11 protein-coding genes are annotated in these 13074 nt (G+C 71.9%); 7 read left to right on the plus strand and 4 right to left on the minus strand.

All coding sequences use genetic code 11. The features are described from left to right. Nucleotides 1-233 precede the first annotated feature (233 nt). The 6 genes from kdpF to RV983_RS32520 all read left to right on the plus strand — a co-directional run bounded on the left by kdpF (nucleotide 234) and on the right by RV983_RS32520 (nucleotide 8153). On the plus strand, nucleotides 234-323 hold the full coding sequence (gene kdpF / locus RV983_RS32495) for a K(+)-transporting ATPase subunit F (RefSeq protein ID WP_360909391.1): 90 nt from the start codon (nucleotides 234-236) through the stop codon (nucleotides 321-323). Beyond that, a complete protein-coding gene (kdpA, locus tag RV983_RS32500) occupies nucleotides 323-1987 on the plus strand; it encodes a potassium-transporting ATPase subunit KdpA (RefSeq protein WP_475989281.1) in 1665 nt (554 codons plus the stop codon). The genes kdpF and kdpA overlap by 1 nt, the downstream gene beginning before the upstream one ends. After that, nucleotides 1987-4104 (plus strand): potassium-transporting ATPase subunit KdpB, encoded by a 2118-nt coding sequence (gene kdpB, locus RV983_RS32505; protein ID WP_475989282.1) that lies wholly within the window; start codon nucleotides 1987-1989, stop codon nucleotides 4102-4104. Before kdpA ends, kdpB (RV983_RS32505) begins: the two co-directional genes overlap by 1 nt. Nucleotides 4105-4123: 19 nt before the next feature. After that, nucleotides 4124-4747: a K(+)-transporting ATPase subunit C gene (gene kdpC, locus RV983_RS32510; RefSeq protein WP_475989283.1), complete on the plus strand. Its 624-nt coding sequence runs from the start codon at nucleotides 4124-4126 to the stop codon at nucleotides 4745-4747. A 215-nt stretch (nucleotides 4748-4962) separates the two neighbouring features. Beyond that, nucleotides 4963-7473 carry a sensor histidine kinase gene (locus tag RV983_RS32515; RefSeq protein ID WP_475990526.1) on the plus strand — a complete coding sequence of 837 codons (2511 nt, stop codon included), beginning with the start codon at nucleotides 4963-4965 and terminating at the stop codon, nucleotides 7471-7473. Continuing rightward, nucleotides 7470-8153, plus strand: a complete 684-nt coding sequence (locus RV983_RS32520) for a response regulator (RefSeq protein ID WP_475989284.1) — start codon at nucleotides 7470-7472, stop codon at nucleotides 8151-8153. The genes RV983_RS32515 and RV983_RS32520 overlap by 4 nt, the downstream gene beginning before the upstream one ends. Before the next feature lie 16 nt (nucleotides 8154-8169). On the opposite strand, the gene RV983_RS32525 is transcribed toward RV983_RS32520, so the two are convergent. The 3 genes from RV983_RS32525 to RV983_RS32535 form a co-directional block, all read right to left on the minus strand. Further along, entirely contained in the window at nucleotides 8170-8748 is a 579-nt protein-coding gene (locus tag RV983_RS32525; protein ID WP_475989285.1) for a GNAT family N-acetyltransferase, read from the minus strand. Between the two features lie 270 nt (nucleotides 8749-9018). Continuing rightward, nucleotides 9019-9096, minus strand: a complete 78-nt coding sequence (locus RV983_RS32530; protein WP_475990527.1) for a 50S ribosomal protein bL37 — start codon at nucleotides 9094-9096, stop codon at nucleotides 9019-9021. Between the two features lie 29 nt (nucleotides 9097-9125). Beyond that, nucleotides 9126-9935: an SDR family NAD(P)-dependent oxidoreductase gene (locus tag RV983_RS32535; RefSeq protein ID WP_475989286.1), complete on the minus strand. Its 810-nt coding sequence runs from the start codon at nucleotides 9933-9935 to the stop codon at nucleotides 9126-9128. Nucleotides 9936-10376: 441 nt separating this feature from the next. On the opposite strand from RV983_RS32535, the gene kdpB (RV983_RS32540) reads away from it, so the two are divergent. Further along, nucleotides 10377-12527 carry a potassium-transporting ATPase subunit KdpB gene (kdpB, locus tag RV983_RS32540; protein ID WP_475989287.1) on the plus strand — a complete coding sequence of 717 codons (2151 nt, stop codon included), beginning with the start codon at nucleotides 10377-10379 and terminating at the stop codon, nucleotides 12525-12527. Nucleotides 12528-12538: 11 nt separating this feature from the next. On the opposite strand, the gene RV983_RS32545 is transcribed toward kdpB (RV983_RS32540), so the two are convergent. Next, nucleotides 12539-13051 carry a hypothetical protein gene (locus RV983_RS32545; RefSeq protein ID WP_475989288.1) on the minus strand — a complete coding sequence of 171 codons (513 nt, stop codon included), beginning with the start codon at nucleotides 13049-13051 and terminating at the stop codon, nucleotides 12539-12541. Nucleotides 13052-13074: the final 23 nt, after the last annotated feature.

Raw genomic sequence — 13074 nt, forward strand, 5'->3', positions numbered from 1 at the left:
GTTAAGCCGCCGCGAGCACCCGTATGGAAGCCGCCAACAAACCCGGTCGGGGCCATCAGGGGCGCTTTTCTACCTGAGGCCGGTTCTCGCCGGCACCGTTCGCCCCCGAGGGCGGGCGGTCTCTGTGCCATACATCTCCCGGGGTGCACTCGCATGCCAGACCTAGCGTTCCTCGTCATCGCCGTCGTCGCCTTCGCCCTCATCGGCCTCGTCGCCAAGGGGGTCGAGCGGCTGTGAGCGTTGACAACATCGTCGGCCTTGTCGTCGCCGTCGCCCTGGTCGGGTACCTGGTGCTGGCGCTGATCCACCCGGAGAAGTTCTAGTGAACGACACCCTCGCGGGCTGGCTCCAGATTCTCGCGCTGGTCGGCGCGCTGGCCCTTTCCTACCGACCGCTGGGCGACTACATGGCCCACACCCTGACCTCGGTCAAGCACCTGCGCGTCGAGCGCTTCGTGTACCGGCTGGGCGGGGTGGACGGGGACGCCGACCAGAAGTGGTCGGTGTACCTGCGGAGCGTGCTCGCATTCTCCGCCGTCTCCGTCTTCTTCCTCTACGGGCTGATGCGGCTGCAGAACCACCTGCTGCTGGACATCGGCATGCCGGCCGTCACGCCGGGCGTCGCCTTCAACACGGCCGTGTCCTTCGTGACCAACACCAACTGGCAGTCGTACTCGGGTGAGTCCACCATGGGCCACCTGGTGCAGATGTCCGGTCTCGCCGTGCAGAACTTCGTGTCGGCGGCCGTCGGCATCGCTGTCGTGGCAACCCTGATCCGGGGCTTCACGCGCAAGAGGACCGACCGCATCGGCAACTTCTGGGTGGACCTCACCCGGATCGTCATCCGCGTGCTGCTCCCGCTCGCCTTCGTCTTCGCGATCGTGCTCGTCGCGGGCGGCGCCATCCAGAACTTCCACGGCGTCGAGTCGATCTCGACCCTCGTCGGTGACCACCAGAGCCTGACCGGCGGACCGGTCGCCTCGCAGGAAGCCATCAAGGAGCTGGGCACCAACGGCGGCGGTTTCTACAACGCCAACTCCGCCCACCCCTTCGAGAACCCCAACGCCTTCACCAACTGGCTGGAGATCTACCTCCTGCTGGTGATCGCCACCTCCCTGCCGCGCACCTTCGGCCGCATGGTCGGCGACAACCGCCAGGGCTACGCGATCATCGCCGTGATGGGCGTGATCTGGGCGGCCTCGGTCGCCATCGTCACCGTCAACGAGCTGCACAGCGTCAGCAGCCAGGCCGGCCACTTGGCGGGCGGCATGATGGAGGGCAAGGAACAGCGCTTCGGCGTGTGGGGCTCGGCGCTCTTCGCGGTGTCGACGACGCTGACCTCCACCGGCGCGGTCAACTCCTTCCACGACTCGTTCTCACCCGTCGGCGGCGGGATGACGATCTTCAACATGATGCTCGGCGAGATCGCCCCCGGTGGTACCGGATCCGGCCTCTACGGCATCCTCGTCCTCGCGATCATCACGGTCTTCATCGCCGGCCTGATGGTCGGCCGCACCCCGGAGTACCTGGGGAAGAAGCTCGGCGGCCGCGAGATGAAGTTCGCCTCGCTCTACATCCTCACCACCCCGGCGATCGTGCTGGTCGGCGCGGGCATCGCCATGGCCCTGCCTGGTGAGCGGGCGGGCATGCTCAACTCGGGCGCCCACGGCTTCTCGGAGGTGCTGTACGCCTTCACCTCGGCCGCCAACAACAACGGCTCGGCGTTCGCCGGCATCACCGTCAACACCGACTGGTACAACACGGCTCTCGGCCTGGCGATGCTCTTCGGGCGCCTCCTGCCGATCGTGTTCGTCCTGGCGCTGGCGGGATCGCTGGCGAAGCAGCAGCCGGTCCCGGCCACGGCGGGCACCCTGCCCACCCACCGGCCGCAGTTCGTCGGCCTGCTGACGGCCGTGATCCTCATCGTCGTCGGCCTCACCTATTTCCCCGCCCTCGCGCTGGGTCCGCTCGCGGAAGGTCTGTCCTGATGTCCCTGACCACCCTCGAACCCCCCACCGCGCCGGGGGCGGCATCGCCCGGGCCGCAGCAGCCCCATCGCGTTTCCGGCGGCATGCTGGACCCCAAGCAGATGCTCACCTCGCTTCCCGACGCGCTGAAGAAGCTCGACCCCCGGGTGATGGTCAAGAACCCGGTCATGTTCGTGGTCGAGGTCGGCGCCGTCCTGACCACCCTGTCGGCGATCAAGGACCCGAGCGTCTTCGCCTGGGTCATCACCGTCTGGCTGTGGCTGACCGCCGTCTTCGCCAACCTGTCCGAGGCCGTCGCCGAGGGCCGCGGCAAGGCGCAGGCCGAGACCCTGCGGCGTACCAAGACCGACACCGTCGCGCGCCGTGTGGCCGACTGGCGGCCGGGGGCCACATCGCTCCGCGAGGAGGAGGTGCCCGCCTCCGGGCTGCGGCTGGGCGACCACGTGGTCGTCGAGGCCGGCCAGATCATCCCCGGCGACGGTGACGTCGTCGAGGGCGTGGCCTCGGTGGACGAGTCGGCGATCACCGGCGAGTCGGCCCCGGTCATCCGGGAGTCCGGCGGCGACCGCTCAGCGGTCACGGGCGGCACCAAGGTGCTGTCGGACCGCATCGTCGTCCGGATCACCTCCAAGCCGGGCGAGACGTTCATCGACCGGATGATCGCGCTCGTCGAGGGCGCCTCCCGGCAGAAGACGCCGAACGAGATCGCGCTCAACATCCTGCTGGCCTCGCTGACCATCGTCTTCCTGCTGGCGGTCGTCACCCTCCAGCCGTTCGCGATCTTCGCGGGCGCCGAGCAGAGCATCGTCATCCTCGTGGCCCTCGTCGTCGCGCTCATCCCGACGACCATCGGAGGTCTGCTGTCGGCGATCGGCATCGCGGGCATGGACCGCCTGGTGCAGCGCAACGTGCTGGCCATGTCGGGCCGTGCCGTCGAGGCAGCCGGTGACGTCAACACGCTGCTGCTGGACAAGACGGGCACCATCACCTTCGGCAACCGTCAGGCCTCTGAGTTCCTGCCGGTCGGCGGCACCACTGCGGCTGAGCTGGCGGACGCGGCGCAGCTGTCGTCGCTGGCCGACGAGACGCCCGAGGGCCGTTCCGTCGTCATCCTGGCCAAGGAGAAGTACGGGCTCCGCGAGCGCCACCAGGGCGAGCTCAGCCACGCCGAGTTCGTGCCCTTCACCGCCCAGACCCGGATGTCCGGCGTCGACGTCGACGGCCGGCAGGTCCGCAAGGGCGCCGCGTCCGCGGTCACCGCGTGGGTCGCCGAGAACGGCGGCCAGGCCGGCGAGGAGGTGCAGTCGCAGGTCGACCGCATCTCGCAGTCGGGCGGCACGCCGCTGGTCGTCGCGGTCAAGGACAACGGCGCGGCCAGCGTCCTGGGCGTCATCCACCTGAAGGATGTCGTCAAGGACGGCATGCGGGAGCGGTTCGACGAGCTGCGGCGGATGGGCATCCGCACGGTGATGATCACGGGTGACAACCCGCTGACCGCGAAGGCGATCGCCGAAGAGGCGGGTGTCGACGACTTCCTCGCGGAGGCGACGCCCGAGGACAAGATGGCGCTGATCAAGCGGGAGCAGGCGGGCGGCAAGCTCGTCGCGATGACCGGTGACGGCACCAACGACGCTCCGGCGCTGGCGCAGGCCGATGTCGGCGTGGCCATGAACACCGGTACCTCGGCCGCCAAGGAGGCCGGGAACATGGTGGACCTGGACTCCAACCCGACCAAGCTGATCGAGATCGTGGAGATCGGCAAGCAGTTGCTGATCACCCGCGGCGCGCTGACGACCTTCTCCATCGCCAACGACGTGGCGAAGTACTTCGCGATCATCCCCGCCATGTTCGCGATCGCCTACCCGGGCCTGGACAAGCTCAACATCATGCAGCTGCACAGCCCGCAGTCGGCGATCACCTCGGCGATCGTCTTCAACGCCCTCATCATCGTGGTGCTGATCCCGCTCGCGCTGCGCGGCGTCCGCTACCGGCCGTCCTCGGCGTCCGCCCTGCTGACCCGCAACATCTGGATCTACGGTCTGGGCGGGCTGGTGCTGCCGTTCGCCGGCATCAAGGTGATCGACATGATCATCCAGTTCATCCCCGGACTCAGCTGACCGAAGAAGGCAATCCGACATGTTCAGCTCCCTTCCCGCCGTGGTCCGGAACCATCTGGCCGCCCTGCGTATGCTGCTGGTGTTCACGGTCGTCGCGGGCATCGTGTACCCGCTGGCCGTCACCGGGGTCGCCCAGGCGGTCTTCTCCGACCAGGCCAACGGCTCCAAGGTCACCCAGGACGGCAAGACCGTCGGCTCCAGCCTCATCGGCCAGAGCTTCAACCTCCCGAAGAAGAACCCGGACGACGCCGACGAGGTCGCCCTGCCGGACCCGAAGTGGTTCCAGCCGCGGCCCGGCGGGTACGACCCGCTCGCCACCGGTGCCTCCAACCTCGGTCCCAACAACGAGGACCTGATCAAGACGATCAAGGAACGCCGCGCGGCCGTGGCCGAGTTCGACGACGTGGCCCCCGGCGACGTCCCGGTCGACGCCATCACGGCCTCCGGCTCCGGCCTCGACCCGAACATCTCGACGGCCTACGCCTACGAGCAGGCCGACCGTGTCGCCATGGCCCGCGGCCTGGACAAGACCGAGGTGCACAAGCTGGTCGCGGACCACGTGCAGAGCCGCGTCATCGGCTTCCTCGGCGCGGAACGCGTCAACGTGGTCGAGCTCAACCTCGCACTCGCCCAGCTCGGGTGACGTCGCGTTCCCTCCGTATCGCACGGACCACGCCGCCCGGCGCCGCAGGCATTCTGCGGCGCCGGGCGGCGTGACATCCCGCCGTGACATCCCGCAAGGAAGGACTCCCGGTGACGCAGCCAGTCGTCACAGCCCCGGCCGGCGCCCGCCACGGGCGGCCCGGCAAACTGAAGGTCTTCCTCGGAGCCGCACCCGGAGTGGGGAAGACCTACCGGATGCTGGACGAGGGCCGCCGGCGGGCCGCCCGCGGCACGGATGTCGTCGTGGGCTACGTCGAGTGCCACAAGCGGCCGCACACCGAGGCGCAACTCGAGGGCCTGGAGATCGTCCCGCGCGCCGAACGGAGCTACCGCGGCGCCGACTTCACCGAGATGGACCTCGACGCGGTCCTCGCGCGCGCCCCCCAGGTCGCCCTGGTCGACGAGATGGCCCACACCAACATCCCCGGCGGTGCGCACGCCAAGCGGTGGCAGGACATCGAGACGCTGCTCGCGGCCGGGATCGACGTGGTCACCGCCGTCAACATCCAGCACCTGGAATCGCTCAACGACGTCGTCGAGAAGATCACGGGCGTACCCCAGCGCGAGACCCTGCCCGACGAGGTCGTCCGGCGCGCCGACGAGATCGAGCTCGTGGACATGCCCGCCGAGGCGCTGCGCCGGCGGATGGCCCACGGCAACGTCTACGCCCCGGAGAAGGTCGACGCCGCCCTGTCGAACTACTTCCGGGTCGGCAATCTCACCGCCCTGCGCGAACTGGCCCTGCTGTGGGTCGCCGGGCGGGTCGACGAGGCCCTCCAGAAGTACCGCACCGAACACGGCATCGGCCGGGTCTGGGAGACCCGCGAGCGCGTCGTGGTGGCGCTCACCGGCGGGCCGGAGGGCGAGACGCTGATCCGCCGGGCCGCGCGCATCGCCGAACGCTCCCACGGCGGGGGTGCGTCCGGCGCGGGCGGCACACGCGACCTGCTGGCCGTCCATGTCGCCCGCAGCGACGGCCTGGCGGATGTCTCACCCGCCGCGCTGTCCCGGCAGCGCGCCCTGGTGGAGAGCCTGGGCGGCAGCTTCCACTCCGTCGTCGGCGACCATGTCCCGACCGCGCTCCTGGAATTCGCCCGGGCCGAGAACGCCACCCAGCTGGTGGTCGGCACCAGCCGGCGCGGCCGGCTGGCGCGCTTCGTCACCGGGCGCGGGGCCGGCGAGACCATCGTGGAACGCTCCGGTGACATCGACGTCCACATGGTCACCCACGAACGTGCGGGCCGCGGGCGCCTCCTCCCCGCCCCCAGCAGCGACCTGCCCCTCGTGCGCAAGGTTGCCGGGCCGGTGGCGGGATTCGTCCTTCCGGCGCTGCTGACCGTCGTCCTCGCGAACACCCGCGGGCACCTCAACCTCACCAGCGAGGCCCTGCTCTTCCTGCTCACCGTCGTCGGCGTCGCCTGCATCGGCGGAGTGGTCTCCGCGCTGCTCGCGTCGGTCACGGCGTCCCTGCTGCTCAACTACTTCTTCATCCCGCCCATCGGCCGGTTCACCATCGGCGAGACCAACAACGTGCTCGCCCTGGCCGTCTTCGCGGTCGTCGCCGTCACGGTCGCCACGATCGTGGACCGCTCCCTGCGGCTGTCCCGGCGCGCGGCCGGAGCGACGGCCGAGGCCGAGACGCTGTCGTCACTGGCCGGGAACATCCTCCGCGGCGACCAGGCCGTGGAGGTACTGCTGCAACGGACGCGGGAGGCCTTCGGGCTGGAATCCGCGGTACTCGTCCACGGGCCCTCCGACCACCGCAGTCCGGTGGTCACCGAACGGGACAGCGAGGCGGGCGACACCGTCGCGGTCGCCGTCGGGCCGCAGGACACCCTCGTCCTGCGCGGACGCCGCCTGGCCGCGTCCGAGCGGCGGGTCCTCGTCGCCTTCGCGGGCCATGTGGCCTCCGCGCTGGAACGGGCCCGGCTCGCCGAGGCCGCCGCCGAGGTCGAACCCGTCAAGGCGGCGGACCGCATGCGGACCGCACTGCTGGCCGCGGTCGGCCACGACCTGCGCACCCCCCTGGCCGGCGCCTGGGCGGCGATCAGCTCCCTGCGCAGCCGCGAGGTGGAGTTCTCGGCCGAGGACCGCGAGGAACTGCTGACGACGGCCGAGGAGTCGCTGGCCCGTCTCAGCCGTCTCGTGGACAACCTGCTCGACATGAGCAGACTCCAGGCCGGCGCGCTCAAACTGACGCTGCGGCCGACCGCGTTCGCCGAGATGGTGCCCCTCGCCCTGGACAGCCTCGCCGACGCCGGCGCACGGGTGGTCACCCAGGGGCTGGACGAGGCACCGCTCGCGCTGGCCGACCCACCCCTGGTGGAGCGGGTCGTGGCCAATCTCGTGACCAACGCGCAACGGCACGCGCCGGAGGGCACCGCGGTCCTGATCGGCGCGAGCGCGCTCGGCGGGCGCGTCGAACTGCGTGTCGCCGACCGCGGGCCCGGGCTCACGCCCGCCGACCTCGAGCGGGTCTTCGCGCCGTTCCAGCGGCTCGGCGACACCGACAACACCACCGGGCTCGGTCTGGGGCTCGCGCTCTCCCGCGGTCTGACCGAGGCGATGGGCGGCACCCTCACCCCCGAGGACACGCCCGGCGGCGGACTGACCATGGTGCTGTCGCTGCCCGTCGCGGACGCCTTCGAAGGCGCCGCATCCACCGACCCCGACCCCGCCCTCGGGGGCGAGGAGGCCCTGACATGAGGCGCGTTCTGGTCGTCGACGACGAGTCGGGCTTCCGCAAGGCCCTCGACATCGACCTCACCGCCCGCCACTACACCGTGACCACGGCGCCCGACGGGGCCACCGCGCTGACGCTGGTGTCCCTCAACCCGCCCGACGCGATCGTCCTCGACCTCGGGCTGCCGGACATGGCCGGGATCGACGTGATCCTCGGCGTCCGGGCGTGGAGCCCGCTGCCGATCATCGTGGTGTCCGGGCGCTCGGACCCGGCCGACAAGGTACCGGCGCTGGACGCGGGCGCCGACGACTACCTCACCAAGCCGTTCTCCATGGACGAACTCGCGGCCCGGCTGCGGGCCGTGTTCCGCCGCCCGGCGGCCGTGGAGGAGCCGCAGACGGTCGACGTCGGCGGATACCGTCTGGACCTGGCCGCGTTCACCGTCGGCCCCCGCTGGGGCCGGGGCACGGCACCGCACCTGACCCCCACCGAGTGGCGGCTGCTGATGCCGCTGCTGCGCAACCCGGGGCGGCTGGTCACCGGCCGTCAGCTGCTGCGCGAGGTCTGGGGACCGGGCAACGAGAAGCGCACCAACTACCTGCGCGTCTACCTCGCCACCCTCCGGCACAAGCTGGAACCGGACCCCGCCCACCCCCGCCACCTGATCACCGTCCCCGGCCTGGGCTACCGCTTCGAGCCCTGACCCGGCGCCGCCGGGGTCACCCCGCCCGGACCACGTGCCGGGCGGGGCGGCCCACGGCGAAGTGGGCGTACTCGCCGAACAGCCGGAAGCCTGCCGCCCTGGCCGACAGCCGGCTCGGCCGGTTGTCCCGCGAGCCGGTCCAGCTCGGAGCGCGGCCGCGGGCCGCGACGTCCGCGCACAGGCCCGCGAGGCAGGCGAGCGCGAGGCCCTGGCGGCGGTGTCCGTGCAGGGCCATGACGGTGACATCCTCGTACGCGGCGCCCAGGAAGTACGCGCAGGCCAGCGACACCGGACGGCTGCCCCGGAAGGCGCCCCAGCAGTGCCCCGAGCCGGCGAGTGCCGTAGGTCCGCCCCAACTGCCGCGGAGCCAGGCGGTGTCCGGGCTCGTTGCCGCGAGAGCCGCGCCGTCAGCGGCCGTCGGTCTGCGTACCACCACGTCGTGGGGAAGGCGGCGTCGCGGCACCGGACGGGGCCGCAGCCAGATCATCCGCTCCCCGGGGACGACCCGGCCGAACGCCGCCGCGAGGACCGGCAGGAATCGCGGCCGGGCCAGGACACGGCCGTCACCGAGCGGAGCCAGGGCGCGCGGGTCCACATGGCGAGGATCTCCCTCCATCAGGACGTGGCCGGCGCAGGCCACGGCGACCACGCGCGGCCCGACGGGCCGGTCCGCCCACCATCGGCCGTGGCCGGTGGCGCGGACGTGCTCCGCGAGCGCGACAGGCCCGGGACATCGGACGGGAACCAGCCGCCGGGGAGGGGGAGTCCCGTGCACTCGATCATCTGTGTCCCTCTTCACGTGTCGGTACGCCGACGGCGGTGCGGACCACCGGATCGCCCGGGTGGTCCGCACCGCCGTGGGGGTTCAGCCCTGATTGGCCTTCTTGCCGTGGTTGGCCCCGTGCTTGCGACGGGCCCTCTTCTTGCGGGCGCGCTTGGACATGTGTTCCTCCTCGATGCGGTGACGGGCTCTCAGACGATGACGAGCAGGTCGGCGACCTTGCACAGGCGGCGTGCGGTGCGCTCCCCGTGGCCGGCGGTGGAGGGGCCGGCGGCGTCGTAGTGGGCGCCTGGGACCAGCGGGGCCCGCGGGTCGCAGAGCCGCACCACGCGGGCGGCGCCCTCGGCCGGCGACGCGCCCTCGTGCGCGGACAGCGGCAGTAGGGCGGTCGTGCCGACCCCCGGGTCGACGCTGACGACCGTGCAGCCCGCGGGCGCCGCCGCGCCGGCGAACACGGTCAGGGCCAGCTGCGACTGCGCGTACGCGGAGTACCGGGAGTAGTGGTGCGCCCGGTTGAGGTCGTTCCAGGCCAGCGACGCCGACCGGTACGTGGTCGACGAGATGTTGACGACCCGGCTGCCCGGACGCGCCGTCAGCGGACGCCTCAGCTCCCGGGTGAGCAGGTACGCGGCCAGGAAGTTGACCTGGAAGGAGAGCTCGTTGCCGTCCTCGGTGAGCGTGTGCTCCTCCGGGGCCGCGACCGCGGCGTTGTTGACCAGGACGTCCAGGACGGGATGGACGGCCGACAGCTCCGCCGCCATCGCCTTGACCTGCGCGAGCCGGCGGAAGTCCGCGACGGCCAGGCGCAGCCGCGCCCGGTCGGCGCCGGCGGCCACCAGCCGCTCCACGGCGTGGTGGGCGGACTCGGTGTCGGGGCCGTGGACGATGACCGTGTGCCCGCGTGCGGCGAGCATACGGGCGGTCTCCCACCCGATGCCGGAGGTCGCCCCCGTGACCATGGCGGTCCTGGGGGAAACGGCGGGAAGGGCGGATGCGGACATGGGGTCATCCCTCCGGGGGAAGGACGCGTCGGCGCGCGCCCGGGCCACAGGTCGTGGGGGTCGTGGGGGGCGCGCGCCGCACGCGAAGAAACGCGGCCGCAGGGCGTGGCCGCGGAACACCGGCTCGTCAGGGAGCCGGCAGGAGAACAGCGCGCGAGACCGGCGGCACCGGACGGGGTGGCCGATCGTCATGGAGCCGACCGCTGTTCACGTCGCCATCCCATCGTCCGCCGCCGCGGGCGGCAAGATCCGCCGCCCGTTCCTGACACCGACCTGACGGCGCGGCCGGCGCGGCGTCAAGGTGCCGTCAGAAGGGCGGCCCACGGGCGCAAAGGTCCTGTCAGGGAAGCCCGTCGGGGACCCGCGGCCGCGATGTGCTGGCCCCGTATCCCCGTATCCCCGTGTCTCCGTGTCCCCGTACCTCTCAGAAGGCCCCCTTCCATGCAGCCCCTGGCCCCCGCCCCCGTGACGGACCGCACCGCCCCTCACCCACCGGCCCCCGGGCGCAGGCCCGGCCGCCGCCGGAAGGTGTCCGCCGGACTGCTCGACCACCGGCAGTTGTGGACCGCGTTCCCGGAGGCGCTGCGCAAGCTCGACCCGCGCGGCATGGTGCGCAAACCGGTGCTGTTCGTCGTCGAGGCCGGTGCAGTGCTCACGACCCTGTCGGCGCTGCTGCACCCCAGTGTCTTCGCCTGGGTGATCACCGCCTGGCTGTGGCTGACGGTGGTCTTCGCCAACCTGGCCGAGGCCGTCGCGGAGGGCCGCGGGAAGGCCCAGGCCGAGAGCCTGCGCCGGGCCCGGACCGGCACCGTGGCCCGGCGGCTGCGCGGCTGGCGCCCGTACGGCCGGGAGTTCACGGAGGAGCCGGTCCCGGCCGGCGAACTGCGGCGGTTCGACGTGGTGGTCGTCGAGGCGGGCGGGACCATCCCCGGCGACGGGGAGGTCGTCGAGGGCATCGCGGCAGTCGACGAGTCGGCGATCACGGGGGAGTCGGCCCCGGTCATCCGCGAAGCGGGCGGCGACCGCTCCGGGGTGACCGGTGGCACGAAGGTGCTGTCGGACCGGATCGTCGTCCGCGTCACGTCGCGGCCCGGCAGAACCTTCCTGGACCGGATGATCGCCCTGGTCGAGGGCGCCTCCCGGCAGAAGACGCCCAACGAGATCGCGCTGAACATCCTGCTGGCGTCCCTGACCGTCGTCTTCATCCTCGTCGTCGTCACCCTCGAGCCGATGGCCTCCTACGCCGGTGCCGCCCAGGGCACGGTCGTCCTGGTGGCCCTGCTCGTCACGTTGATCCCCACCACCATCGGCGCGCTGCTGTCGGCCATCGGCATCGCGGGCATGGACCGGCTCGTGCAGCGCAACGTGCTGGCGATGTCCGGGCGCGCCGTCGAGGCGGCGGGCGACGTGTCGGTCCTGCTGCTGGACAAGACCGGCACCATCACCTTCGGCAACCGCCGCGCCGCCGCCTTCGTCCCGCTGTCCGGCGTGGACGACATGCAACTCGCGCAGGCCGCCCAGGCGTCCAGCCTCGCCGACGAGACCCCCGAGGGCCGGTCGATCGTCGTCCTGGCCAAGGAGCGCTACGGGCTGCGCGCACCGGCCCCCGGCGAGCTGGGGCAGACCCGCTTCGTGCCGTTCTCCGCCCGCAGCCGCATGAGCGGGGTCGACCTGCGCTGGGAGGACGGCGCCGGAGTCGCCGTGCGCAAGGGCGCCGCGGCGACCGTGGCCGCCTGGGTCACGGGCCGCGGCGGGCAGGTGCCCGAGGAGGTGGCGGCGGTCGTGGACCGGATCGGCGCTTCGGGCGGCACCCCGCTCCTGGTCGCACTCGACGACGGGAACGAGGCCCAGATCCTCGGCGTGATCCACCTCAAGGACGTGGTGAAGAACGGCATCCGCGAACGCTTCGCCGAACTGCGGCGGATGGGCATCCGCACCGTGATGGTCACGGGTGACAACCCGCTGACCGCGAGGGCGATCGCCGAGGAGGCGGGGGTCGACGACTTCCTCGCCGAGGCCACTCCGGAGGACAAACTCGCGCTGATCAAGCGGGAGCAGGAGGGCGGCAATCTGGTCGCGATGACCGGTGACGGGACGAACGACGCCCCGGCGCTGGCGCAGGCCGATGTCGGCGTGGCCATGAACACCGGTACCTCGGCCGCCAAGGAGGCCGGGAACATGGTGGACCTGGACTCCAACCCGACCAAGCTGATCGAGATCGTCGAGGTCGGCAAGCAGTTGCTGATCACCCGCGGCGCGCTGACGACGTTCTCCATCGTCAACGACGTCGCGAAGTACTTCGCGATCATCCCCGCGATGTTCGCCGGTGCCTACCCGGGCCTGGACAAGCTCAACATCATGGAGCTGCACAGCCCGCAGTCGGCGATCACCTCGGCGATCGTCTTCAACGCCCTGATCATCGTCGCGCTGATCCCGCTGGCCCTGCGCGGCGTCCGCTACACGCCGTCGTCCGCCGCCGACCTGCTGCGGCGCAACCTGCTGGTGTACGGGGTGGGCGGGCTGGTGCTGCCGTTCCTCGGCATCAAGCTGATCGACATGGCCGTCGTCCAGTTCGTGCCGGGCCTCGGCTGACCGGCGGCGTCCTACGCCATACCCGACACGCGGAACACCGCCCGGGCCCGCGGCCCGTCGACGGCGTCGCCGAGGTGCGCCAGCACCTGGGAACCGTGGCGCAGGACGCCGCGTTCGCGGGAGCGGTGGGCGCCGGCCTCCAGCAGATGCCACAGCAACGGGTTGGCGATCAGCGTCCGGGGATCGACCTGCACGCGGTGACCGAAGGCGTCGTACAGCAGCAGGTGCGCCCCGGGGCCCTGGTGCTGCCGCACCGCCACCAGCGTGTCGGTGCGCACCGTACGGGTCCGCAGCGCGCCGCGCACCGAGAGCCAGCCGTCGCCCGCCGTCACGCGCGGGGGCACCAGCACCGCCAGGACCAGGACCGCCAGGCCCGCCCAGAGTCCGGCGCGCGCCGCGCTGAGGCTCCCCGCGGCCGTGTCGAGGGCCAGGGCGAGGGCGAGGAAGCCGAGCGCGCACCCCGCCGCGGACCGCGCGTCCCCCGCCCAGCGCCGGTCGGTGCGGCCGGTGGTGGTCCGTTTCATGCGGCCGACCGTAGGAGCGGGCG

The sequence above is a fragment of the Streptomyces sp. RLA123 genome, from assembly GCF_056270165.1.

Bases quoted from the DNA above. Each gene is read 5' to 3' on its own strand.
- kdpB (WP_475989282.1), top strand. From the start codon at position 1,987: ATGTCCCTGACCACCCTCGAACCCCCCACCGCGCCGGGGGCGGCATCG.
- kdpC (WP_475989283.1), top strand. From the start codon at position 4,124: ATGTTCAGCTCCCTTCCCGCCGTGGTCCGGAACCATCTGGCCGCCCTG.
- RV983_RS32515 (WP_475990526.1), top strand. From the start codon at position 4,963: ATGCTGGACGAGGGCCGCCGGCGGGCCGCCCGCGGCACGGATGTCGTC.
- RV983_RS32520 (WP_475989284.1), top strand. From the start codon at position 7,470: ATGAGGCGCGTTCTGGTCGTCGACGACGAGTCGGGCTTCCGCAAGGCC.
- RV983_RS32530 (WP_475990527.1), bottom strand. From the start codon at position 9,096: ATGTCCAAGCGCGCCCGCAAGAAGAGGGCCCGTCGCAAGCACGGGGCC.
- RV983_RS32535 (WP_475989286.1), bottom strand. From the start codon at position 9,935: ATGTCCGCATCCGCCCTTCCCGCCGTTTCCCCCAGGACCGCCATGGTC.
- kdpB (WP_475989287.1), top strand. From the start codon at position 10,377: ATGCAGCCCCTGGCCCCCGCCCCCGTGACGGACCGCACCGCCCCTCAC.
- RV983_RS32545 (WP_475989288.1), bottom strand. From the start codon at position 13,051: ATGAAACGGACCACCACCGGCCGCACCGACCGGCGCTGGGCGGGGGAC.